The organism is Mycolicibacterium sp. P4_G11 (assembly GCF_056555145.1).
Genome location: NZ_JBFUJW010000010.1, coordinates 224,657 through 247,310 on the forward strand (window position 1 = coordinate 224,657; position 22,654 = coordinate 247,310).

Below are 22,654 nucleotides of genomic sequence, written 5' to 3' on the forward strand. Positions count from 1 at the left end.
ATCCTTTCCCTGACTCAGGAGCATCCATGACTCGTCCCGTCCGCGTCGCTGTGCAGATCCAGCCCGGCGGCGCGCCTGACTACGCCACGTGGCGCGACGCCGTCCTGGCCGCCGATGACCTCGGCGTCGACGTGATCTTCGGCTACGACCACTTCCACCGCCCGGCGATGCAGGCCATCGTCGACGGCAAGCCCGTCCTCGAAGACGAGCAGCCCGACGTCGCCAACTTCGAAGGTTGGACCGCACTCGCGTCATGGGGTGAGATCACCTCACACGCCGAGATCGGCCTCCTCGTCACCGGCGTCGGCTACCGCAACGCGGACCTGCTCGCCGACATGGCACGTACCGTCGACCACATCAGCGGCGGCCGGCTCATCCTCGGCCTCGGTGCCGGGTGGTACGAAAAGGACTACACCACTTACGGTTACGACTTCGGCACCTTCGGCTCCCGCTTCGATCTGTTCGACGAGAGCCTGATCCGTATCGAGAATCGGCTTGCCGCATTGATTCCGCCGCCCATCCGGAAGATACCGATCCTCATCGGCGGCACGGGGCCCAAGCGCTCGCTGCCTGCCGTTGCCAAGCATGCCGACATCTGGCACGCATTCCAGGACCTCGATGCGTTCCGCAGGTCCAGCGACCGGGTCGACGAATTGGCGGCGACGTTCGGCCGCAACGGCGCTGACATCGAACGCTCGACGCTCTGGGCGAATGCCGAAACCGCTGACACTTTCCGCGAGGCAGGCGTCACGCTGTTCCAGACCGAACTCACCTCCGACAACGGCTACGACCTGGCGTCTCTCAAGGAGGTTGTCGCCTGGCGGGACAACGGGTGACGACGATCCCCGCCTGGCTTCAAGCCTCGGTTGAGAGCACCTCATTGACGAATCCGTGGACCTTGCGCCGTAGCTCGCCAACCCGCTGTTCGCGAAGGCCGGCGAGATCGGTCCCCTGGTGATACGCGGGCGGTAGCTGCCGGACGTTTCGGGAACATTCGAAGTTCTCGCAGATCAGCGCTCCGATGGTGTCCCCCTTACGCCCAGCGGCACCGCCCCGGCGAACGGTGTACAGAACTGCCTCATCGGTGAGGTTCACATCGTTGCACCACGCGCACATGGCTCGGGCGCGTGGTTTCACCGCGGCCCGGGTCAAAAGTAGCGCGACTGGCCCCTTTTCGGGTCGGTCGATGAGCACGTAGGCACGGCGCGGGATTTTCGGATCGGTCCAGCCGTAGAAGTCGAGCTTGTTGAAGTCGACGGCGTCGAAGTTCGCGGCGAAGGTGACCTTCTTGACCTCGCTGCGGGTGGCACCTCGAAAGGCGCCGAGGATCTGGTCGCGGGTGTAGGAGTCCATCGGTGAATCCATCCTGAAAACGGAGCGCACGACGTGCGCACCGGCGAGTGAGGGCATGACTGTGCCGCCGACCTGAATGGGTCGGCGACGGAGCGCGGTCATCTGATGTCGGCGCGAGCGCCGACGACCTCCTCGACTCGGATGTTCACACCGGTGACGATAGCGGCACCATAGCGAAGCTCGCCACTGCGTTTCGGCACACCTCGGGTCATCATCACTGAAAACCGCTCTGCAACAGTATCTCTCGGTGATTCCACTGCGATAGCGCCTCGACCACGTCACCGGGATCTGGCTCGTCGTCGCAGGCCCACGCCACCACACCATCGGGCCTGACGAGGACCGCCCCCAATCCGAGCCGGTTCTTGGCGTCCGCTCCCAGGTACCGCACCCCTTCTCGACATCGATCGCCGATCGACCGGAGGCCGGCATTGCGCTGGAAGTCGACGAGGACGCCTACCCCGTCCCGCAGCAGCGCACCGAGCCGGGTGCCGTCAGCAAGTTCGAAATCCGGTGCACTGCAACCGATCAACGAGTGCCCGCCGCCGAGGTCATAGCGGAGGGACATCCCCCACGCGCGCTCCGCGAAGTAGGTCGCGCCATCACGGGTTGCCATGAGGTCGCGGACGACGGCCCGCATCGCACTCCCATTGGGGGTCGGCTCCAGCAGCGCGACCTGTGCCCTTGACCATTCCAGGACCGTAGCGCCCACGGGATGGCGCTCCCGGTGATATCCGTCCAGCAACTCCCGTGGCGCCGTGCCTTTCACGACGGCACCCAGCCGCCAGCCGAGGTTCATCGCGTCACCGATCCCGAGGTTCAGACCCTGCCCGCCCAGCGGCGAATGAACATGCGCGGCATCGCCGGCCAGCAACACCCGGCCCTGCCGGTAGGCCGTCGCCTGGCGGGCGCGGTCGGTCCACGTCGCCGCGGTGTGCAGCGCCGTCACGGTGATGTCGACGCCGGTGACTCGACGTAGCACGGACTGCACTGCCTCAACGGTGATCGGTTCCGTGCGGTGCGCGGCACCACCGTCGAAGTCCGCCACGGCGACGGTGCCCGGCTCGGAATGCACGTACATTCCGCCGGCTGTGTAGTGCCGTCCCAGTGGCAGTGACTGACCGTCGGCCAGGTCGGCCTGCACCGAATATCCGGTGAATCGGGGCTCGGTGCCGGCAAACTCGAAACCGGCTGACTTGCGGACCGCACTGCGACCGCCGTCGCATCCGACCAGCCAGCGTGAATGAAACGACTGCGGCCCGGCATCGACACACACCTGGTCGGCCGCCTGCCGGACGGCGACAACGGTTGTCCCTCGCCGGATTTCAACACCCAGGAGGAGCGCACGTTCAGTGAGCACGGCCTCGAGATGCGCCATCGTGGTCGCGAGGGGCGCGTCGGCGGGACTGGCCAGCCGATGAGGCCAGGCTGCCGCGTCGACCAGATCGGCCTGCCAAGTAATCCCCGCGAAGTGTCCGGCGCGCGGACCCGGCCTGCTTCCGGCTTGGACGTCGGCCAGCAGCCCGCGGCGGTACAGCGCTTCGGCTGTCGCCACCGACAGCCCGCGCAAGCCGAACGGCTCTCGCTGCAGGGGTGAGTCCGGATTGCCCGCGCTTTCGAGGACGAGCACGGACGCACCGGTCAGCCGCAATTCGCAGGCGAGAAACAATCCCACGGGTCCTGCGCCCACGACGACAACGTCGTACATCATGTCGGCAACGTATCGCTCACCCATCGATCGATCCAATGGTATGTATGCATCATGTCGATGCACGAGATCGATCTAACTCGGCTGGACCTCAACTTGCTCGTGGTCTTCGACGCGCTGATGCAGGAGCGGCACGTCGGGCGAGCCGCAGTGCGGCTGTCCTTGTCGCAGTCGGCGACCAGTCACGCACTGGGTCGCCTCCGTGCCATGTTCGACGATCCCCTGTTCGTACGCCACCCCCGCGGAATCGAACCGACAGTACGTGGTCGTGCTCTGGCACAACCCATTTCGGATGCCCTGACGCAGCTTCGTCAGATCGTCAGCCCGCAGTCGCCCTTCGATCCGGCGACGCTTCGCCGCACCTTCACCGTGGCCGCACACGACTATGCCTTGGCCGTGCTTGCGCCGGCACTCGTGGCCGACGTCCGCGCACAGGCTCCCGGGGTCGATCTGCGTTTCATCAGCGTCGCGCCGCTGGCGATCGTCGACGGCCTGGACCGCGGCGAGATCGACTTCGCACTGGGCGGTTTCATCGATGTCACGGCCGAACGAGTAGCCCGGACGCTGTTGTTCACGGATCGGTTCGTGGGTGTCGCCCGCCGCGACCACCCCTGCGTATCCGCACGACGAATGTCGCTCGATGACTTCACCGCGCTGCCGCATGTGGTGATGTCGGTCGATCGCCAGCTCCGCAGCGACGTGGACCGTGAGCTGGGTGCACTGGGCCTCACCCGTCGTATTGCGGTGACGGTGCCCAACTTTCATGCACTCCCCTACGCGGTGGAGGACTCCGACGTCATCGGCGTGCTCCCTGAACGGCTGGCCCTGCGCATCCCCGAGCATCGCGCGGTCGACCTGTTCGAGCTGCCGATTGACGTCGACGCCGTCACGTGCAGCATGCTGGCGCTCAAACCACTGATCGAACAACCCGAAATCACCTGGCTCAACGCCCTTCTGACCCGGGCCGCTACAGCGGGTTGAGAATGCGATCCAGGAACTGTCGCGTGCGCTCTTCCTTCGGGTCGCCGATCACCTCGTCCGGTGTGCCCCGCTCCAGGATGATGCCCTGGTCAGTGAACAGCACCTGATTGGAAACCTGTCTGGCGAACTGGATTTCGTGGGTGACGATCACCAGTGTCCAGCCTTCCACCGCGAGATCCTTGATGACGGAGAGCACTTCGCCGACGAGTTCGGGATCCAGCGCCGATGTCGGCTCGTCGAACAGCACCAACTTCGGCTTCAAGGCCAGCGCGCGGGCGATGCCGACGCGCTGTTGTTGCCCGCCGGATAGTTGATACGGGTACTGGTCCTTCTTGGCGGCGAGCCCCACCTGGTCGAGCAGCGCGAGGGCTTCGGCCTCTGCCTCATCTTTCGGCCGCTTCTGCACGATGACCGGCCCCTCGGTGACGTTCTGCAGGACCGTTTTGTGCGGAAACAGATTGTGGCCCTGAAAGACGAAGCCGCTCCGCGACTGGAACCTGCGCACCTCGGGTTTGGGTGTCGGCGTGGAGAAGTCGATTTCGATATCGTCCACCCGGATCACCCCGGCGTCGGCCCGGTCGAGCGCGTTCAGCGTGCGCAGCAGCGTCGTCTTGCCGGACCCGGACGGTCCGATGATGGCCGTCGCCGTCCCCTGCTCGACGGTGAACGAAACGCCCTTGAGCACTTTGTTGTCGCCGAAGGCCTTGTGGACGCCCTCGGCCACCACACGGTTCTCTGTCATCGCGCCACGTACCTTTCCAGTCGGCGTTCAATGCGACCCTGACCGAACGAGAGCGCCAGGCAGATGACCCAGTAGTACACGGCGGCGGTGCCGTACAACGCGAAGAACTCGAATGTCGGCGCCGCGATGATCTGGGCTTGCCGCAGCAGTTCGGTGACCAAGATGGTCGAGGCGAGTGAGGTGTCTTTCACCAGCGAGATCAACGTGTTCGACAGCGGCGGCACTGCCACCCTGGCTGCCTGCGGCAGGATGATGCGCCTAAGCGCACCAACGTAATTGAAGCCGATCGTCTCGGCCGCCTCCCACTGACCTTTGGGGATGCTCTGGATGGCCGACCGGATGATCTCCGCCGCATAGCCACCGACGTTGAGCGAGAACGCGATGATGGCGGCGGGGAACGGATCGATCTTCACCCCCAGTTCCGGCAGCGCGTAGAACACGATGAACAACTGCACCAGCAGCGGGGTGCCGCGGATGACCGAGATGTAGAACCGCGCCACGTTGGTGAGCACCACATTTGACGACAGCCGTGCCAGCGCCACCGCGAGCGCCAGCACCAGGCCGATCGCGAAGCTGATGACCGTCAACGGGATCGTCTTGGTGATCGCGGCCTTCGCCAACGGTGCGAGGCTGTCCCCGATCAGCTTCCATGTCGACCGTGGCGCATGCTGCGCCCCGCCGGCGTCCGGTCCACCAGATGCGTTGGCCTTCAGATACTTCTGCGAGATGCTGGCCAGCGTGCCGTCGGCGCGAAGCGCATCGAGGGCCTTGTTCAGATCGGGCAACAGCCCGCTGTTCTTACGGGCGGCAAAGCCCTGCTCGCTCTTCTCGCCGGTGTTGGCGGCAATCTTGACTGACTTGTCCCCCGTCTCGGCGAGGTAGGCGTACACCGGGATGCTGTCGTTGATCACCACGTCGACGCGACCCTGGTTGAGCAGCTTGATGGCCTGGGTGAAGCCCTCAACAACCTCAACCTTCGCGCCGTGGTCGCGAGCGACCTGCGCCCAGTTGCTGGTTGCTGTTTCGCCCGCGATCTTGCCCTTGATGTCGTCGAGCGACTTGACCGCGTGGTCGTCGGCCCGAGTCACGATGACTCCCTCGCCGACCGAATACGGCTCGGACAGGTCGTACCTGGCCTTGCGCTCGGCATTGATCGTCACCTCGTTGGCGACGACGTCGAATCGGTTGGCCTCGAGCGCCGCGAAGATCGAATCCCATGGCGTCTCGACGAATTCGACTCTCACACCGACCTTGGCGGCGACCGCCTTGGCGACGTCGACGTCATATCCGACCAGTTCGCCCGTCGCAGGATCGTGATAGCTGAACGGTGAGTAGACGCCTTCGGTGCCAACGCGCAGCACGCCCGCCGCCTTGACCGGGTTCTCGCCGTTGTTGCTGCCCGACGACCCGCATGCCGCGAGCAGCAGGGCCAAGAGCAGCAACACCGACACTCTGGCTCTTCGTGTGTAGCGCACTGGCGGAAGTTAGCAAGTCCCTGGGCGGTCACCAAGGGTTCTGCTCAATGCGGCTGATACGCCGTCGCCCTGTTGTAGCTTGGCTGCTGCTGGGTCAGGTCAATTTGATGCGACCGGAGGGCACACCATGGCACTCGAAGTTCTCAAAACCATCCATGTCGGCGGTTCCCCGAGCCGGCTGGCAGTCACTCCCGATGGCGGCCGCGTCTACGTCCTCAACGGTGGCGGCGACACCATCTCGGTGATCAACACCTCGACCAACACGGTCATCGCCACCATCCCCGTCGGCGACCTCCCCGACTCGGTGGCGATCTCCCCCGACGGCGCGCGTGCCTACGTCACGATCGAGAACGCAGGCACGGTCTCGGTGATCAGCACCGCCACCAACACGATTACCGCGGACATTCCCGTCGGCGACTTCGCGGGCGGAATCGCGTTGACTCCCGACGGCACCCGTGCGTACGTTGCCGCGGCCAATAGCCCAGCCACGTCCGGAAACGTGGTGGTACTCGACACGGCCACCAACACAGTCAGCGCGACCATCCCCGTCGACGGACATCCCAACGCAGTCGCTGTCAGTCCGAACGGCACACGCGCCTACGTCACGAACTGGAATCTCGACGGCACCGTCTGGGTGATCAACACCGCCACCAATACCGTGATCAAGACCGTCCAAGTCGGCGATTTGCCCAGCGGTGTTGCGGTAAGCCCCAACGGCTCTCGCGTCTACGTCACCAATGCCGCGCCCAACGGCACGGTGTCGGTGATCAACGGAACGACGAACACCGTCACCACGACTATCTCGGTCGGCAACTCGCCGATCGGTGTTGCAGTCAGCGCCAACGGCGTCCACGTCTACATCACCAACCGTGGCTTCCCCGGGCCCGGCTCATTGCAGGTGATCAACGCCGCTTCCAACGACGTCACCACGACAATTGAAGTCGGCGAAGACGCGTGGGATGTGGCGGTGACTCCTGACGAAAGCCGCATCTATGTGGCCAATCTCGGCGATGACTCCGTGTCGGTGATCGGCGAGAGCGTTCACCACATGCCCCACGTACCCGACCTGGTTGGTGAGATACTGGGCGGCGTCGCCGGCGACGGCGGCGGATGGCTGATCATCGGCAACCACTTCTACAAGATCCCGCCACGCCCCCTTGCGGTGGTACGGATCGCGCGGGCCATAGCGCCTTTCCTCGGTCGCCCGATCGAGAACCGTGAATTGGCCAAGCAACTGCGCGCCACTCTGAATCGAGGCAAATAGCCCCCGCATGAGCCCCGCCACCGAATTCGACTTCATCATCGTGGGAGCCGGCAGTGCCGGCTGCCTGCTGGCCAATCGGCTCAGTGCCAACCCCGACCATCGGGTGCTGCTGATCGAGGCCGGCGGCAAGGACAGCTGGTTCTGGATCAAGGTGCCGGTGGGCTATCTGTACACGATTGCCAATCCCCGCACCGACTGGTGCTTCACGACGGAGGCCGACCCAGGTCTGGCCGGCCGCAGCATTCACTATGCGCGGGGCCGCGTGATCGGCGGCTGCTCGTCGATCAACGCCATGATCCACATGCGCGGGCAGGCAAGCGATTACGACCTCTGGGCGCAGGCCACCGGTGACGAGCGCTGGCGTTGGGGTGGCGCCGACCGTCTGGGCGAGACGCTGTCGATCTACAAGGAGTTGGAGGACTACTTCGGCGGAGCCGACGACTGGCACGGCGCCAGTGGGGAAATCCGTGTCGAGCGGCCCCGGGTGCGCTGGAAGATCTTGGATGCCTGGCAGGCCGCCGCTGCGCAGGTGGGCATCGCCCCCATCGAGGAGTTCAACCGGGGTGACAACGCCGGCAGTGCGTACTTCCATGTGAATCAACGGCGTGGTCGGCGCTGGTCGATGGCCGATGCCTACCTGCATCCTGTCGCCCGCCGGTCCAATCTGACCGTCTACACCAACGCCCAAGCCATGCAGCTGCTGATGGACGATCAGGTCCGCGAGGATCAGCGTCGCGGTGCCTGGACGACGGCTCAGCACCGCGCCACCGGCGTACGTCTCCTCAAGGACGGACAGTTGGTCGACGTCCGGGCCCGCCGCGAAGTGATCCTGAGCGCCGGAGCGATCGGGTCGCCGCATCTCATGCAGGTCTCCGGGTTGGGACCGGCCGGGCTGCTTGGCCAACATCAGGTGCCGGTGGCTGTCGACCTGCCAGGCGTGGGCGAAAACCTCCAGGACCACTTGCAGCTGCGGACGGTGTACCGGGTGCAGGGCGCACGCACCGTGAACACGCTGTATCGGAACTTGATCACCCGGGCGGGCATGGGACTTCAGTACCTGCTGCTGCGGTCAGGACCCATGACGATGCCGCCTTCCACGTTGGGGGCTTTTGCCAAGAGCGATCCCGCGCTGGCCAGTCCCGATCTGGAATGGCATGTGCAGCCCTTGTCCCTGCCCAAGTTCGGTGAACCGCTGCACCCATTCGGAGCCATCACTCCCTCGGTCTGCAATCTGCGACCGAGCTCGCGCGGCCAGGTGCGCATGGCCAGTGCAGATCCATTGACCTACGCAGAGATTCGCTGCAACTACCTGTCCACTGACGCCGATCTCCGAGCCGCCGTGACCGGCCTGCGGATGACCCGGCAGATCATGGCAGCGCCGTCTTTGGCCCACTACCGCCCAGAAGAGTTGCTGCCGGGCCCGCAACGGGTGAGCGACGACGACCTGCAGCAGGCGGCCCGCGAACTGGGTACCACCATCTTCCACCCGGTGGGCACCTGCGCGATGGGTTCCTTTGACGCACAGGGCCTTCCGCGGTCAGCCGCTACGGTGCTCGACACCGACTGCCGCGTGTATCGCGTTGCCGGCCTTCGCGTGGTCGACGCATCGGCGATGCCCACCATCACGTCGGGGAACACCAATGCACCGGTGATGCTGATCGCAGAACGCGCAGCACGGGCGATCCTGGCATAAGTCGTGCTGGCCGAAAGGTGCATCGGTTAAACAGATTTCGACTCGGGTCAGCGACTCAGGTGGTCGACCAAGAAGCTCGCGAGATCTCTTTGCAGTGTGCGTGAGTCATCGAGCACACCGTCCATCCACCAGAAGCCATGAATCATCCCCGGATAGCGCTGGGCGACAACGTCCACATCGGCGTCCCGGAGCAGCCCGGCGTACGCCTCCGCCTCGTCGCGCAGCACATCATGGCTGGCGGTCGCCACGAATGTCGGCGGCAGATGACCGAAATTGTTGGCGTGCAACGGTGAAACGCGCGGGTCCACGCCGTCCCCGACATCGACGTAGTGGTTCCAGAACCAGGCCATGTCGGCGGCGTCGAGACCGAAGCCATGGGCGAAGTCGACATACGACGGTGCGGCCATCCGCCGATCCAGCGCTGGATAGAGCAGAGCCTGGGCAGCGATCGTCACGTCGGTGCCGGCCAGCTCAGCGGTAGTCGCGGCAGCGAGGTTGCCCCCGGCGCTGTCGCCGACCACGGCCAGCCGGTTCGGATCGACACCCAGTTCGCTTGCGTGGGAATGCACCCAGCGCACGGTGCTCACGCAGTCCTGCAGCGGCATCGGGAACGGATGTTCGGGTGCCTTCTGATAGTTGACGGCGAGCACGACGTACCCGGTGTCGCGGGCCAGAACCCGAGCGGGTTCATCCACGAGATCGAGGTTGCCGATCACCCATCCACTGCCATGAAGCACGACGATGACGGGCTGCGGCCCGCGATCCTGCGTCGGCCGGTAGATACGAACAGGAAGATCGGCGGTCGGGCCGGGGATGAATCGGTGTTGCACCTGCGCCATCGCCGGCGCCGGCCGCTGCAGGTCCAGGTAACCCAGTGCCGCCAGGCGCGCGTCGGACACCGACAGCGTCGCGATACCGGGCGCTGTCGCCGTCGCAGCCAGATGAGCACGCGCCTGAGGGTGCAGGCCTGATGGCCCGGTCACCGTGCCTCCTCGTGGCTGTTGGTGAACACCAGCACCGTGCCGACAAGCGCCATCGCCGCGCCCACCCACACCGGGGAACGCCAGCCCAAGCCCAGCGCGATGGTCGCGGCTCCGATCGCCGATGCGATCGCGTTCCCCAGGTTGAACGCCGCGATGTTGGCCGCCGAAGCCATGGTCGGTGCGTCACGGGCGAAACCCATGACGCGAAGTTGCAGAGCCGGTGTCGCAGCGAATCCGACGAGGCCCATGACCACCAGCAGGACTGCGACCGGTGTCCGATAGGACGCGAGTAGCCCGTACGCGATGAGCACGACCGGCAGCAGCAGTGACAAGACGCGCAGCGTCCGGGTGAGGTCTCGGTCGGCGGCCCAGCCACCGACGAAATTGCCTACGAACAAACCGATCCCGAAGAGAACCAGCAGCCACGGCACGGCGCCGTCGCTGTAACCGGTCACGCGGGTCACCAGCGGTTGGACGTAGATGAATGCGCCGAATACGCCACCGAACATCATCATGGTCAGCAGGACCGACACCACGACCTGGCGCCGGTACAGGACACCGAAGTGGCTGCTGCCTTCCGATGGTGGCGTCGGTAACCGAGGCACCAGCGTGGCCACGCCGGCGATCGCCAATACGCCGAGCGCACTGATGATCCAAAACGCGCTGCGCCAGCCGAGGTGCTGTCCGACGAACGTGCCGAACGGCACGCCGAGCACGTTCGCCAGGGTCAGCCCGCCGAACATGACAGCGATGGCAGACGCCTTGCGTTCGGGCGCCACCAGATCGCCGGCGACCACGGCGCCGATGCCGAAGAATCCGCCGTGGCACAGCGCGGTGATGATCCGGCCCAGCATGGCGATGCCGAAACCAGGCGCCAGCGCGGTCGACGCGTTGCCGGCGACGAACAGGGTCAGCAGCACCAGCAGTGCGGTTTTGGGTGGGCGGCGCGACAACACGGCGGTGACCGTGAACGCACCCACCACGACTGCCAGGGCATACCCCCAGATCAGAGCACCCGCCGTAGGCACACTGACGTGCAGTGCGTCGGCCACGTCGGTGAGCAGACCGGCGATGACGAACTCGGTCAGCCCGATGCCGAAACCGCCGAGCGCCAGCGCCGGCAGGCCAGGATGAAGCCGTCGCGTCGGTGCGGCCGGACTGTTTTTGAGCAGGGTGGAACTATCCATGGGCAGGCTCCTTGGATCGAGTGTTTCTTGTTGCCGCGCAGCGATATTCGCTACACAGCGCTACTCGGTGATGGTCGTGCTGGCTAGCAGGCGGAGCGCAGCCTCGTCGCTGGATCCGGGTTCGGCGTGATGCAACAGCAGCCGATGGCCGTCGTCTTCAGGCAGATGGAGGACCTGGAAATGCAGATCGAGCCGCCCGACCACCGGGTGGTGGTAACGCTTGATGCCGTGCGTGCACAGCGCCACGGGTTGTGCGGCCCACAACTGCGCGAAGTCCTCGCTGGCCACGCTCAGGTTGCCGACCAGGCGGGCGAGGTCCGCCTCGGCGACATAGCCGGCGCTGACGTAGCGCAGCGAGGCCACCGCCAAGGTGGCCTCGGCCTCCCATTCGCGATGCAGGCTGCGCGCGTGTGTATCGGTGAACATCATCGCCACCTTGTTGGGCGGCTCGGCGCTGTAGGGCGCAGTCGGTTCGAGGTGCGGCGCAAGCAGTGCATGGCCCAGTCGATTCCAGGCGATGATGTCTTGCAACGGTGACAATGCGACGGCGGCGACGTCGGGCATTGCGTCCAGCAGGGTGACGCAGTCGGGGCGCAGCCGGGTTCGCCCCGACCGCACCTTGGTGTCGCTGACCGAGGCCAGCCGCTGCAAATGCGCCCGCTCGGCCTCGTCGAGCCCCAGCGCCCTCGCCAGCGCGTCCAGCACCTGGAGCGAAGGATTGGTGGCCAGGCCCTGTTCCAACCGCGTGTAGTACGTCAACGACACCCCAGCTGCCTCGGCCAGTTCTTCGCGGCGCAACCCGGGCACCCGGCGAGGCCCCAGACCGACCAGCCCCGGCAGTAGCGCCGGTTCGGCGGCCGCCCGTCGGCTGCGCAGAAAGTCCGCCAGCTGCTGCCCGCCCGACTCGCGTGCTTCCGTCATGTCTTCCATCGTGCGTGACGGATGCGAGGCGCGCCTGTCCCTGTCAGTGACAGGTAGCCATCGGCGGCTACGGTCGATCCATCAGCGATGCTGAAGCGAGGTCCTACAGCCCGGACGGTACGACCTTGCCGTTGACCGTCACTTCGACCTGACCGGTCGTCGAGCTGTAAGCGATCTTGCCGTGTTCGAAGGTCGTGACCAGCTGATCGCCGACGACGTTCTCATCGCTGGTGGGTGCGCCCAGCGGGCCTGCAGAACCGTTGGTGCCGGTGATCGCAGGCACGCCATCTGGATCGCGTTGGATGTTCCAGGCCTCGCGGATTTTGCCCGAGATGATGTAGGCGGGCGTACCGGCATCGTCGTTCTTGGCCACGATCGCGCCACCCTGAAACTGCTGGAACACAACACCACTGTCCCTGGTGCCCGCGTTGTGATCACCCGTCAACGGCTTGCCGAGAGTCGCCTTCTGGCTGTCGGTCGCCGAGGTGTACTTGGCCGCGATCGGGCCGGTGAGCGTGACCTCGACGTCCCTCTCCCCGATGAGTTTCACTTCGGCGGCCGGCGCCGGGACCTGGGAGGTGACGATCAAGGCGACCTGAGGCTGCGCCGAGACATCGACACTCGTGCCACTGCTGCAGCCCACGGCAGTCAGCGCGACGGCGGCCAGCCCGACGACTGCCGCGCGGCGGTAGGTGCTCGTGCTCATAGGTGTCCCCTTGCGTCTTCCTGTGGTGTGCGTCAAGTTGCGGCTGATCCCCCGACCCGGTCACGACCATAGCCGAGCCGGTTCAGGGGCGCGCCCGACCGATTGACGGTCACTTCGCCCCGGCGAGTCGTAGGTCTGGTGTCAGGTGCCGGGTGAAGAAGCGGGCCGCGTCCTCCCCCGCGTACGCCGGGACGCCGGTATGCCCGCCCATGTTGGCGTGCAGCGTCTTCTCCGTGGAACCGAAGGCGTCGAACAGGTCCAGTACCTGCTGCCGGTTATCTACTTCGTCGTCCCACTGCAGCAGGACGTGCAACGGAATGGTGACCTCACGCGCTTCGGTGACCATGGCGCGGGGCACAAAACTCCCGGCGAACAACACAGCAGCCACGATTCGCGGTTCGATCACTGCCAGCCGGATACCGACGGCGATCACCCCGCCCGAGAAGCCAATCGGACCGCTGATCTCAGGACGCGAAAGGAGTGCGTCGAGGGTGAACTGCCATTCCGGTACCGCCTTCTCGACCAGGGGGACGACAAGCCGGTCGACGATCTCATCGACCGGCTCGCCGGCCGCCAGCGCCCGATGCAGATCGGCGCGGGCCTGCTCGGCATCGGCAGACCGCGGGCGGTCGCCGCAACCGGGCAGCTCGATCGTGGCCGCGGCGAACCCGTCCGCCAGGCAGCGCCGGGCGCGGCTCGCCAGCCGCGGGTACATCGCGCGCAGTCCGCCGGGGTGGCCGAGCAGGATCAGCGGCGCTGGTGTCGAACCGGGCGTCCACAGGATGCCTGGGATGTCGTCAAGCATGAATTCGCGTTCGAGGCCGTCCTCGAGACGCTGTTCGGAAATGAAGTGCATGGTCGTGCCTTTCGGGAGTGCTCGTTGAACGGCGCTCCCGGACGACCTATCGTCCGACCGTGACCCCGAACAGGAGCACCCACGTCGATACGTTCACGGGTACCACCTCCTCGCCAGTTGCACGGTCTCCCAGAAAGTAGCAATGGTCGCTGCTGGCCGCCAATTGTTTTTTCAGGCGGGCTCTTCGGCCGGTGGCCGCAATCGAGATGATCTCCGACCCCGACCAGGTCGGGGTCCTCAAAACGACTGCGGCGCAACGGGACTGAGTTGGGCTGCGGCACCGGCCACGACACCGAGCTCGGCCTGGGTCCACGCCCGTCCGCGGGCAATCACCACGATGTGGTGGATACCCAGTTCCGCCAGCTTGCGGCAACGTTCGACCAACTGATCGGCGGACTCACCGGGCGTCAATGCGGTGGTGACGGTGTGTTCGATCTCCTGCCGCGGCCGCCCGAGCTCATCGCAGTGCCGCCCGAGCGTGTCGAGTTGACGACGAATCACCTGCTCCCCGTTGGGGATATCGAAAAGGTTGCAGGCGTCGGCGTATTCGGCCACCAGGCGCAAGGTGCGGCGTTCACCGGTTCCGCCGATCAGTATCGGCGGCCGGGTGATCGGCGTTGGCCGACCGATGGGGCGTCCGGCGCGGTAATAGCGCCCCTCGAACGGGGATTCGTCGCCGTCCCACATACGCCGCGCCAGTTGGAGCAGCTCGGCCAGGCGATCGAACCGCTCGCCGGTCGGCGGCAGAAACAGCCCGAGCGCGCTTGCCTCGTCGGTGTTGTAGCCCGCGCCGAGTCCCAACCACGCTCGCCCGCCGGACAGCACGTCCAAGGTGGTGACGGCTTTGATCAACACCGCAGGATCACGGAACGTCGTTGCGGTTACCAGTGTGCCGAGCCGCAACTTCGCGGTCTTGGCGGCCAGAAACCCGAGGGTGGTGTACGCCTCCAACATCGGCTCATCGAGACGGCTGGCCGGGTCGGCCTGCAGCAGGTGATCCGCCACCCAGAGGGTGTCAACGTCTGTGCCATCAAGGATTTCGGCCAGCGATGCCAGGTGCGCCCGGATCGCGTCCGTCCCCTCCGGCCACGAAAAGTTGGTGACACTGACGCTCAGCTTCATGCCGGCCCACTGGTGGTTGCGTGCTCCTGCCGGTTCCGGGCGGCACGGCGCTTCGGCAGCAGGACGCCGATGGCGACAAGCCAGATCAGCGCGGAGAATCGGGCAATCGGCAGCAAGGGCGCGGCCCGGGGCCAGATGAGCACCACGGTGGTGAGCTCAGCGGCCACCGCGATCCCGAGACCGATCCACGCCAACGCCCGCGGCACCAGCTGCAGGATCAGCGCGGGGACTGCCAGGCCCGCCACCAACAGGCCGAGCATCACGACGTGCGCCACGCCGCCGGTGAGAAATGTCAGGTAGTAGAGCGCATTGATCAGCGGGCCGTCGGTGCTGACCTCGGGCCGCGACAGCGTCCACAGGAGCAGGCTCGAGAGCCCCAGTCCCCCGGCTGCCAGTACTCCGCCCGCGAGCGCGATGGTGGCTCCCGGTGCAGTGACGCCGAGCTGCCGCAGCCGCGCACTTGCCGTGGCCGCATAGATCAACAGCGGGACCGAGGACCCGAACACGAACACCGCGCTCACCTGCGCGGCCGACGAATGCGCGCGGAAGTAGTCCAGCACGGCCGCTGAATCCTGGTATGGCAGAGGCGGTGTGCCGCCCAGCGCGGCAAGCATTGTGACGCCGACCAGGAGCAGGCCGAGCGAGATCGAGCCGAGCAGCCACAGCGGTGGCCCACTCTGCTGCGGAGCGCGGCTGTGGGTCGTCGGCCGATCGTCGATGTAATCGTTCATGTATTGAACGATATTCCTATTGAATCAGATGCGTCAACATCATTCACAAAGAAAACGGTTGCACACGTGTATTGTTTGTCCATGCCGCCAGTGTCCAGTGCCCAGCAGCGGGACGGTGCTGCGTTCTTGCTCGCTCAGCTCGGCAGTCACGCCGCCCAGTTGTTCGCGGAACGCCTTGCCGCGCTGAAGCTGACTCCCCCACATGCCGGAATCCTGCGCATGATCGCTACCCAGCCAGGGCTCAGTCAGCAGGAGCTCAGTGGGCACTTGGGACTGTTGCCCAGTCGAATGGTCACCTACCTCGACGAGCTCGAAACACGCGGTGAGGTCGAACGGCGGCGCAACCCGACCGATCGGCGGCTGTACGCGTTGTACCTGACCAAGTCGGGTGAGAAATTGATGCAGACGATTTCCGAGCTCGCCCGTGAACACGAACAGGCGCTGACCGCCGGCTTGACGGGCCAACAACGAAAGACACTCAACGAGTTGCTCGCCGCCGTCGCCGAGCAGCAGGGCCTGGCGCCGGCGGTGCACCCCGGCTATCGGCAACTCGGCCGCCGACGGGGCGAAACCTAGACCGTCGGGACTAATGTCCTCTCGCCCGATGCCTTCGGTCCGTGGCGAACATGATCCTCGGGGCCGAACATTCCAGGTATGGACGCACCGCGAACCGCTTTCGCGGTCGATGAGCTGGATGCGATTTCCCGAACGTTGACCGCACGTTTCCCGGACATCGATCCCGGCGAAGTACGGCGCGTCGTCGACGACACATATCGGCACATTGCTGCCGGGGCGCGAATCACCGCGCATCTGATTCCTCTGACTCTGCACCGTGCGCGTGAGGTTCTCGCTGGTTCGGCAGCGGCGTCCTCACCATGTCGTGATCGACGTCGATGAGTGCCCTGATTTTCGTGATCGTCGTGGCCTTCGCGTTCGATGTCACGAACGGATTCCACGACTCCGCGAATTCGGTGGCGGCGCTCATCTCGACTCGGGCCGCTACCGCGGCTCAGGCACTGCTCATCACGGCGCTCGGCAATCTGACCGGTCCTCTGCTGGCAGGTACGGCTGTAGCCAATACGGTAGGCGGAGTCGTCGATGTTCCGCTCGCTGAAACGGTGCCAGTCGTGGGCGCCGCCCTCACCGCCGCGATCCTGTGGAACTTGGTCACCTGGCGGTTGGGGTTACCGTCGAGTTCCTCGCATGCCCTCATCGGGGGCCTCGTCGGCGCCACGCTACTCCGCGGCTGGAGCGGAGTCCGTTGGGGCGGGTTCGACGGCTGGCGCCCTTATGGCGTCGTGGGTGTTCTTGCGGGCCTTGCGATCTCCCCGATTCTCGGGGCTATTGTCGGCGGCGCTGCGAGCTCAATTGCCTGTCGGGCCTTGCGGCGAACGCGACGAAGGGTGAACTCGGTCATACGGCGTGGCGAATGGGTCACCGCGTCCGCTCTTGGCTTCAGCCATGGCGCCAACGACGCGCAGAAGACCATGGGCGTCGTTGCGCTGCTCTTGGTGGCCACTGGGCATCTCCATCAGTTTTACGTCCCGCTCTGGGTGCGGATCGCCGCGGCTACGGCTTTGACGATCGGCACGATGCTCGGCGGTTGGCGGATCGTTCACACCGTCGGCCACGGCATCTATCGGATGCACCCAATCGACGGATTGGTCAGCCAAGGAAGTTCGGCGGCGGTCATCCTTGCTGCCGCCGCGGTCGGCGCTCCGGTCAGCACCACGCACGTTGTCGCGTCCGGTGTCGTTGGCGTTGGCGCGCAGCGACGGTTGCGCCACGTGCACTGGGCTGTTGTCCGCGAAATCGGCGCCGCCTGGGTGATCACACTGCCGGTGACCGCGTTGGCCGCTGCGGCCCTACTGCCCGTCTGGAAGGTCGTGTTGTGAAGCATCTCCGTGCATGGTTTCTCCCACGCAACCTGGACACCCTCGCCACCCTCGTAGCTCAACTCGAAGTGGTTGAGCAAATGCTCGCGACGCTCTCAGCGTGGATTCGCGGCAAGCCGTCAGACACGTCGGTAATCGAGTTGCGAGAGTTCGCAGAAGCCGAGCAGAACTTTCGGCGGCAGTTGAACACTGAGGTCAGGCAGAGCTTCAGTACCCCGCTTGAGTCCGAAGACTTGTTTGAATTCGGTGAAGCCCTCGGTGAAATTGCCGCCTGCACGTATGCCCTGGTGCGGGAAGGCGACCTATCAAATACCGGGCCCGACGGGTGTTTGCAGGACATTGTCGAGGCGATCTCGAACGCATTCGTGTCGCTGGCATCGGCGATTCGCGCGTTGCCGCACGCGCGCGCCGCAAAGATGGCGGACGAAACACTGAGACGGTTGACCGTCGTCGAACACTCGTATCGAGCAGCCATCGAGGATCTGGAGAATGAACCCAACCTGCACCATGAGCTGCGCCGCCGCGAACTCTACCGCCGCAGTGAGCATCTCGCGGCAGCGGTGCAGGCCCTGGCTCGTCGGGTGTCGTACGCGGTATTCAAGACCGAGTGAGTGGCGTGCACGGTGAAACGTAGGGCGGCCCGATGGTTTGGGTCGCGCAGGTCGGCGAAACTGCGGCGCACTTTGCCCACCGTCAGCCGAAGCCCAGTAAAGCCCGAACGGCTGATCATCGGTTCTGACGGCGGCAGCCTGTCTACTGGCATTGCGCGTTACCGCTAGCAGGGGGGACGAAGTAGTGCTGCCGGCAACTCGTGATTGCCGCCGCCGTCCATGACGGCAGCCTCCCAGCCGACGAGACTGACATCTAACGGCTTGACCAACCAGGAGGCTTCCAATGACCAAGTCCATTGCCCGCAGCAGCCACACCGTTTCACTACTCAACGGCGAGATTGTCGAGGAATCCGAACTGGGCTCGATGCGCCGAGTCACCGTCGATTCCTTGCCTATCCTCAAGAACCTGTCGATCAAGCGCCTATTGCTCAACCCCGGAACCATGCGCACACCACACTGGCACGCAAACGCCAACGAACTCACCTACTGCGTGTCGGGGACCGCATTGGTGTCCGTCCTGGACAACCACAGTGTGTTCTCAAACTTCATCGTCACCGCAGGGCAGATGTTCCACATCGAATCCGGCGCGCTGCACCACATCGAGAACATCGGTGCCGACGTCGCCGAGTTCATCATCGCCTTCCGCAACGAACGCCCCGAGGACTTCGGCCTGGGCGCCTCATTCGGAGCGTTCACCGACGCCGTGCTGGGCAACACGTACGACCTACCGTCTTCCGACATTGCCAAGATCCGCCGCAGCACCGTCGACCACAAACTGGCAGCTCGCAGCGGCAAGGCGGACGTCCCCTCCGCAGCCCATTTCAATAGTCCGCACAAGTTCGACATCGAAGCCCAGGCCCCTGGTCTCAACTTCGCCAGCGGTAATGCCCGCTTCGCCCGCGACCAGTTCTGGCCCGCCCTGAAGGACATCTCGATGTACTCGCTGCGTATCACTGAAAACGGTATGCGCGAACCACATTGGCATCCGGTCACCGCCGAGATGGGCTATGTGCACTACGGCGACGCCCGCATGACCATCATGAACCCGGACGGCACTCTGGACACTTGGAACCTCACCACCGGCGACATGTACTTCATCCCCCGCGCCTATCCCCATCACATCGAGAACATCGGTACCGACGACTGGCATTTCCTGATCTTCTTCGACCAGCCGTTCCCCGCCGACATCGGCTTCAAAGCCTCTGCCAGCGCCTATTCACAAGAAGTCCTCGCCGCCACGTTCAACACCCACATCGATGATCTGCCGACTTTTCCATTCACCCCCGCCGACCCACTGGTGGTCTCCCGTGTCAACCCGGTCGACGCACACGGAGTCGGCCGACTCTGACCGCCATTAGTGGTCGACCAGTGTGTGTCAGCGACAGCTATCACCGCTGAATACCTTCAGAGCGACGCACCCGGTGGGCACAGCCGATATTCACGGCTAGCCTTAGTGCTAGTCAATCCGCCGGGGGGCGAAAATCGTGAATGTGGAGATCAAGACCCGGACCCACTGGCTGTTGGGGTACGGACTTCCCCGCGCGACGCTCAAGGTGCTGGCACGTCGCGGCGACCCATTCGCTCAGCTACTTCTTGATGACGACCAGCATGACCGCGCATACGACCTGATCGAGCAGATTCGTCAGCAGGGGCATATGTCGACAGTGTTCGGTGGCAACGCATGGGTCACCGCCGATCTACAACTCGTTCGAGACGTATTGCGCGACAGCAGATTCCGCACCGCCAAACCGCGCGACCGGTCGCCATTCCGTAGTGTTCAGCGACTGTTCGCAAGAACCAATCCCGGCGTGATCAACCCCGTGGAGCCGCCGTCGCTGCTGATGGTCGACGCACCCGAGCACGTGCGGCTGCGCCGCCTGGTGTCGCGGGCGTTTACCCCTAAAGCGATCGAGGGGCTTCGGAACCGCATCGACGAGGTCGCCGACGGCCTGCTGAACGAGTTGGGCGCGACCAGTAACTGCGATCTGGTCGCCGCCTACGCTTCCAGGATTCCGATCGAGATCATTGCCGAGATGTTGGGCATTCCCCGCGGGGACACGTCCTACCTCTACGGAGTCGGTGAAACGGTCTCCAAGTTGATCACCACGACTGCGCCGTCCTGGCGCAATTTCGCAACGGCGATCAACGGGTTACGTGAGTTCGAAAGCTACCTCGCCACGCACATCGAACGACTCCGCGGCGGAAGCGCCGACGACAGCATCCTGTCCGCCGTTATCCAGGACACCGAACTCTCCGACTTTGAGGTCAGGACCTTCGCCGGTCTGCTCCTGGGGGCCGGATTCATCACTACGGCACATCAATTCGGCACTGCAGTCGTCGCGCTGGTCAATCATCCAGACCAACTGGCCACGCTCCAGGCGCACCCCGAGGGCTGGGCCAATGCCGTGGAAGAGGTGCTGCGCTACGACTCCGTCTCCCAAATCGGAGTCAGGGTGGCCACCGAGGACCTTCAGGTCGGCGGCTACACCGTGCGGGAGGGCGCGGCCGTCTTCCTGCTCCTTGCCGGCGCCAATCGCGACCCGGCGGTTTTTGACCGCCCCGACGAGTTCGACACCGCCCGCAACAACGCTCGCGAGCACATCAGCTTCGGCACCGGGAGCCACGTCTGCCTCGGCGCTCCGTTGGCCCGCATGGAACTGCAGCTCGGGCTGCAAGCACTGTTCGACCGGTTCCCTCGGCTGTGCCTGGCAGGCGTTCCGACCATGAACGACAGCACGCTGTTGCGAGGAATCAGCCATCTCCCGGTCGCGCTCGGACCCTCGATGGTTAGTCCTAACTAGTCGTGAGCAAGTAGCTGTGGCGTTGAATTAGATAACACCATCCAGCGACTTCGCGATCACCCGAATACTGTGAATTACTTGGCCAGTCCCACCGATCGCATTACGGGCCTGGCTACGCGCGGTCAGAAAGCGCGAAAGCCGGAAGTAGCGTTACCGCTTCAACCGGGCATGACCGAAACGGTCCCCGGACCGCCGCCATCCACTTCAGAAGTGCCGTATCGATGACGAACTAGTCGACCGCACGATCGTGTGGCCTCCGAGACCAAGGCCGCGCCCCTCATCGCCCAAGACCACCATCGAGGCCATTACTGGCACTAACGCGCCTTGAGGGGCTCTTCGTGCGTCAAAAATGCGCAAGACATCGGTAGATCAGCGATTTTTGAGGGCTGTGGCTGGTTCTCGTCGCCTAACCGTATGTAGTAACTTGTGCTGGTCTCGCCAACTAGTATCCCGGTGATAGTGCTATCCGGCGATTCCTTAAAAGGCGCTGGGCGCTGCGGAGCTGGGCAAATCCACGTGACTTGCACCTTTTCGGCCGAAACGTCCAAAAGTGGAATTCCGAGTATGGTGACCGGAGTCGACTCTTTCCCACGTTTTACCAAGTCTGCTCTGATGTAGGCGGAAACGATGGCTGCAGCGACCGGTACCAGCACAATCGTTGTTGCGGCGATGGCCAACCCGACAAGCGCAATGGAGCGGTCCCGCTGAGAATCATGTGAGAACTGCGCCATGGCAATGCATGCAACTATGAGTACCGCTCCCATCGAAGCAGCTAGCTTATTTTGTGGATAGTCGAGTGCCACCAAGCACGCCGACACGATAATCCACAACGTGGAAACTGCAACTATGTGCACAACATGGCGCCGGGTCCAAGGGCGCTGCTTGAGCGCCCTGTTGAACCACGCGGTCAGCAAAACCGCCAAAACGGTGAGCACACCGGCGATGAGAATGAATCCAATGCTCCGCACGAGTACGAATGTGCTGCTGACGCCGACACTTTCAGGCCGAACACCGAGGAGGTCGTAGTACTTGCGATAGCCGAGGAACAGGCCGGCATAGATAACACCGCTAGCAATCGCGGTGGGCTTCAAGGCCTCGCTGAGGCTGGGGAGCTTCAAAAGCCAACGAGGTTTTTGTTCGTCATCAACAGCCTGACCGCTGTCGCGTAGGCGATCCGTTGTCATGGCATCCGCTCCGAATCACGATTTCGCAGGGACCATTTCTCAACTCATGCTCCATGCTCACGGGCATATCATTGCATCACAATTTTAGCCGCCCATGGCCCGAGGCGACGGGATTATCGTGTTGCTGTCTCGCGTTCTGACAAGCCGTCGACAGGTGCGATCGCTCAGGAGTTTAGGCGCCAGTGCATGTTTGGGTTGTCACTATCCGCAGCCCACCTCGTCGATCCGGTTGCTAACAAGAACGCGCACCTGAATCGTGGTTCTTACGTCCTGCTGCAGCCAACGTGCAGCCACGGTGCGGTACCCAGGCTCCAGCAATCGCGAACACCGGATGCCGCCCTCGCGGCGACGAAGTGCTGGGCCAGTGTCGTGAAGGTCAGTGCTCATGAATGCGAACTCGTTGCGCAATCTCAACATCGCGATGATGCGCAAGAGAGAAGAATG

At 64.4% G+C, this 22,654-nt stretch carries 22 protein-coding genes; 10 read left to right on the forward strand and 12 right to left on the reverse strand.

Going from position 1 to position 22,654, the window contains the following annotated elements; all coding sequences use genetic code 11:
- Window positions 1-26: 26 nt before the first annotated feature.
- On the forward strand, window positions 27-836 hold the full coding sequence (locus tag AC1U2B_RS22200) for an LLM class F420-dependent oxidoreductase (RefSeq protein WP_480218484.1): 810 nt from the start codon (window positions 27-29) through the stop codon (window positions 834-836).
- A gap of 19 nt (window positions 837-855) precedes the next feature.
- Here AC1U2B_RS22200 and AC1U2B_RS22205 read toward each other — a convergent pair whose 3' ends face one another.
- Together AC1U2B_RS22205 and AC1U2B_RS22210 are read right to left on the reverse strand one after the other, a co-directional pair.
- A complete protein-coding gene (locus AC1U2B_RS22205) occupies window positions 856-1,353 on the reverse strand; it encodes an FBP domain-containing protein (RefSeq protein ID WP_480218485.1) in 498 nt (165 codons plus the stop codon).
- A 214-nt stretch (window positions 1,354-1,567) separates the two neighbouring features.
- Window positions 1,568-3,085 carry an FAD-dependent monooxygenase gene (locus tag AC1U2B_RS22210; RefSeq protein WP_480218486.1) on the reverse strand — a complete coding sequence of 506 codons (1,518 nt, stop codon included), beginning with the start codon at window positions 3,083-3,085 and terminating at the stop codon, window positions 1,568-1,570.
- A 27-nt stretch (window positions 3,086-3,112) separates the two neighbouring features.
- Here AC1U2B_RS22210 and AC1U2B_RS22215 point away from each other — a divergent pair, with 27 nt between their 5' ends.
- Complete coding sequence (locus tag AC1U2B_RS22215) at window positions 3,113-4,039, forward strand: LysR family transcriptional regulator (RefSeq protein WP_480218487.1); 927 nt, start codon at window positions 3,113-3,115, stop codon at window positions 4,037-4,039.
- Here the strand turns inward: AC1U2B_RS22215 and AC1U2B_RS22220 are convergent.
- On the reverse strand, window positions 4,026-4,781 hold the full coding sequence (locus tag AC1U2B_RS22220; protein WP_043397922.1) for an amino acid ABC transporter ATP-binding protein: 756 nt from the start codon (window positions 4,779-4,781) through the stop codon (window positions 4,026-4,028). The two genes, AC1U2B_RS22215 and AC1U2B_RS22220, sit on opposite strands and share 14 nt — an antisense overlap.
- Complete coding sequence (locus AC1U2B_RS22225; RefSeq protein ID WP_480218488.1) at window positions 4,778-6,232, reverse strand: ABC transporter permease subunit; 1,455 nt, start codon at window positions 6,230-6,232, stop codon at window positions 4,778-4,780. Before AC1U2B_RS22225 ends, AC1U2B_RS22220 begins: the two co-directional genes overlap by 4 nt.
- Window positions 6,233-6,383: 151 nt before the next feature.
- Here AC1U2B_RS22225 and AC1U2B_RS22230 point away from each other — a divergent pair, with 151 nt between their 5' ends.
- Complete coding sequence (locus tag AC1U2B_RS22230) at window positions 6,384-7,520, forward strand: beta-propeller fold lactonase family protein (RefSeq protein WP_480218489.1); 1,137 nt, start codon at window positions 6,384-6,386, stop codon at window positions 7,518-7,520.
- Between the two features lie 7 nt (window positions 7,521-7,527).
- Window positions 7,528-9,213, forward strand: coding sequence for a GMC family oxidoreductase (locus tag AC1U2B_RS22235; RefSeq protein ID WP_480218490.1), 1,686 nt, complete (start codon window positions 7,528-7,530; stop codon window positions 9,211-9,213).
- Window positions 9,214-9,260: 47 nt separating this feature from the next.
- Here the strand turns inward: AC1U2B_RS22235 and AC1U2B_RS22240 are convergent, their stop codons facing one another.
- From AC1U2B_RS22240 to AC1U2B_RS22270, 7 genes are all read right to left on the reverse strand, one after another.
- Entirely contained in the window at window positions 9,261-10,196 is a 936-nt protein-coding gene (locus AC1U2B_RS22240) for an alpha/beta hydrolase (protein ID WP_480218491.1), read from the reverse strand.
- Window positions 10,193-11,383 (reverse strand): MFS transporter, encoded by a 1,191-nt coding sequence (locus AC1U2B_RS22245; RefSeq protein ID WP_480218492.1) that lies wholly within the window; start codon window positions 11,381-11,383, stop codon window positions 10,193-10,195. Before AC1U2B_RS22245 ends, AC1U2B_RS22240 begins: the two co-directional genes overlap by 4 nt.
- Before the next feature lie 60 nt (window positions 11,384-11,443).
- Window positions 11,444-12,304 carry a helix-turn-helix transcriptional regulator gene (locus AC1U2B_RS22250; protein ID WP_480218493.1) on the reverse strand — a complete coding sequence of 287 codons (861 nt, stop codon included), beginning with the start codon at window positions 12,302-12,304 and terminating at the stop codon, window positions 11,444-11,446.
- A gap of 103 nt (window positions 12,305-12,407) precedes the next feature.
- On the reverse strand, window positions 12,408-13,010 hold the full coding sequence (locus AC1U2B_RS22255) for an LGFP repeat-containing protein (protein ID WP_480218494.1): 603 nt from the start codon (window positions 13,008-13,010) through the stop codon (window positions 12,408-12,410).
- Between the two features lie 109 nt (window positions 13,011-13,119).
- Entirely contained in the window at window positions 13,120-13,866 is a 747-nt protein-coding gene (locus tag AC1U2B_RS22260) for a dienelactone hydrolase family protein (RefSeq protein ID WP_480218495.1), read from the reverse strand.
- Between the two features lie 237 nt (window positions 13,867-14,103).
- Window positions 14,104-14,988: a TIGR03560 family F420-dependent LLM class oxidoreductase gene (locus AC1U2B_RS22265; RefSeq protein ID WP_480218496.1), complete on the reverse strand. Its 885-nt coding sequence runs from the start codon at window positions 14,986-14,988 to the stop codon at window positions 14,104-14,106.
- Window positions 14,985-15,719: a hypothetical protein gene (locus tag AC1U2B_RS22270; protein WP_480218497.1), complete on the reverse strand. Its 735-nt coding sequence runs from the start codon at window positions 15,717-15,719 to the stop codon at window positions 14,985-14,987. Before AC1U2B_RS22270 ends, AC1U2B_RS22265 begins: the two co-directional genes overlap by 4 nt.
- Window positions 15,720-15,800: 81 nt before the next feature.
- On the opposite strand from AC1U2B_RS22270, the gene AC1U2B_RS22275 reads away from it, so the two are divergent.
- From AC1U2B_RS22275 to AC1U2B_RS22300, 6 genes are all read left to right on the forward strand, one after another.
- A complete protein-coding gene (locus AC1U2B_RS22275) occupies window positions 15,801-16,295 on the forward strand; it encodes a MarR family winged helix-turn-helix transcriptional regulator (protein ID WP_480218498.1) in 495 nt (164 codons plus the stop codon).
- Window positions 16,296-16,373: 78 nt separating this feature from the next.
- Window positions 16,374-16,616 (forward strand): three-helix bundle dimerization domain-containing protein, encoded by a 243-nt coding sequence (locus tag AC1U2B_RS22280; RefSeq protein WP_480218499.1) that lies wholly within the window; start codon window positions 16,374-16,376, stop codon window positions 16,614-16,616.
- Window positions 16,617-16,630: 14 nt separating this feature from the next.
- A complete protein-coding gene (locus AC1U2B_RS22285; protein WP_480218500.1) occupies window positions 16,631-17,614 on the forward strand; it encodes an inorganic phosphate transporter in 984 nt (327 codons plus the stop codon).
- Window positions 17,611-18,225, forward strand: a complete 615-nt coding sequence (locus tag AC1U2B_RS22290) for a hypothetical protein (RefSeq protein WP_480218501.1) — start codon at window positions 17,611-17,613, stop codon at window positions 18,223-18,225. The genes AC1U2B_RS22285 and AC1U2B_RS22290 overlap by 4 nt, the downstream gene beginning before the upstream one ends.
- Before the next feature lie 283 nt (window positions 18,226-18,508).
- Window positions 18,509-19,573, forward strand: coding sequence for a cupin domain-containing protein (locus tag AC1U2B_RS22295; RefSeq protein WP_480218502.1), 1,065 nt, complete (start codon window positions 18,509-18,511; stop codon window positions 19,571-19,573).
- A 142-nt stretch (window positions 19,574-19,715) separates the two neighbouring features.
- Window positions 19,716-21,026: a cytochrome P450 gene (locus AC1U2B_RS22300; RefSeq protein WP_480218503.1), complete on the forward strand. Its 1,311-nt coding sequence runs from the start codon at window positions 19,716-19,718 to the stop codon at window positions 21,024-21,026.
- Between the two features lie 314 nt (window positions 21,027-21,340).
- On the opposite strand, the gene AC1U2B_RS22305 is transcribed toward AC1U2B_RS22300, so the two are convergent.
- Complete coding sequence (locus tag AC1U2B_RS22305) at window positions 21,341-22,210, reverse strand: hypothetical protein (protein WP_480218504.1); 870 nt, start codon at window positions 22,208-22,210, stop codon at window positions 21,341-21,343.
- Window positions 22,211-22,654 lie beyond the last annotated feature (444 nt).

Excerpts from the sequence above, each read along its gene's own strand:
- AC1U2B_RS22200 (WP_480218484.1), top strand. The coding sequence starts at position 27 with ATGACTCGTCCCGTCCGCGTCGCTGTGCAGATCCAGCCCGGCGGCGCG.
- AC1U2B_RS22205 (WP_480218485.1), bottom strand. The coding sequence starts at position 1,353 with ATGGACTCCTACACCCGCGACCAGATCCTCGGCGCCTTTCGAGGTGCC.
- AC1U2B_RS22210 (WP_480218486.1), bottom strand. The coding sequence starts at position 3,085 with ATGGGTGAGCGATACGTTGCCGACATGATGTACGACGTTGTCGTCGTG.
- AC1U2B_RS22215 (WP_480218487.1), top strand. The coding sequence starts at position 3,113 with ATGTCGATGCACGAGATCGATCTAACTCGGCTGGACCTCAACTTGCTC.
- AC1U2B_RS22220 (WP_043397922.1), bottom strand. The coding sequence starts at position 4,781 with ATGACAGAGAACCGTGTGGTGGCCGAGGGCGTCCACAAGGCCTTCGGC.
- AC1U2B_RS22230 (WP_480218489.1), top strand. The coding sequence starts at position 6,384 with ATGGCACTCGAAGTTCTCAAAACCATCCATGTCGGCGGTTCCCCGAGC.
- AC1U2B_RS22235 (WP_480218490.1), top strand. The coding sequence starts at position 7,528 with ATGAGCCCCGCCACCGAATTCGACTTCATCATCGTGGGAGCCGGCAGT.
- AC1U2B_RS22245 (WP_480218492.1), bottom strand. The coding sequence starts at position 11,383 with ATGGATAGTTCCACCCTGCTCAAAAACAGTCCGGCCGCACCGACGCGA.
- AC1U2B_RS22250 (WP_480218493.1), bottom strand. The coding sequence starts at position 12,304 with ATGACGGAAGCACGCGAGTCGGGCGGGCAGCAGCTGGCGGACTTTCTG.
- AC1U2B_RS22255 (WP_480218494.1), bottom strand. The coding sequence starts at position 13,010 with ATGAGCACGAGCACCTACCGCCGCGCGGCAGTCGTCGGGCTGGCCGCC.
- AC1U2B_RS22260 (WP_480218495.1), bottom strand. The coding sequence starts at position 13,866 with ATGCACTTCATTTCCGAACAGCGTCTCGAGGACGGCCTCGAACGCGAA.
- AC1U2B_RS22265 (WP_480218496.1), bottom strand. The coding sequence starts at position 14,988 with ATGAAGCTGAGCGTCAGTGTCACCAACTTTTCGTGGCCGGAGGGGACG.
- AC1U2B_RS22270 (WP_480218497.1), bottom strand. The coding sequence starts at position 15,719 with ATGAACGATTACATCGACGATCGGCCGACGACCCACAGCCGCGCTCCG.
- AC1U2B_RS22275 (WP_480218498.1), top strand. The coding sequence starts at position 15,801 with ATGCCGCCAGTGTCCAGTGCCCAGCAGCGGGACGGTGCTGCGTTCTTG.
- AC1U2B_RS22280 (WP_480218499.1), top strand. The coding sequence starts at position 16,374 with ATGGACGCACCGCGAACCGCTTTCGCGGTCGATGAGCTGGATGCGATT.
- AC1U2B_RS22295 (WP_480218502.1), top strand. The coding sequence starts at position 18,509 with ATGACCAAGTCCATTGCCCGCAGCAGCCACACCGTTTCACTACTCAAC.
- AC1U2B_RS22305 (WP_480218504.1), bottom strand. The coding sequence starts at position 22,210 with ATGACAACGGATCGCCTACGCGACAGCGGTCAGGCTGTTGATGACGAA.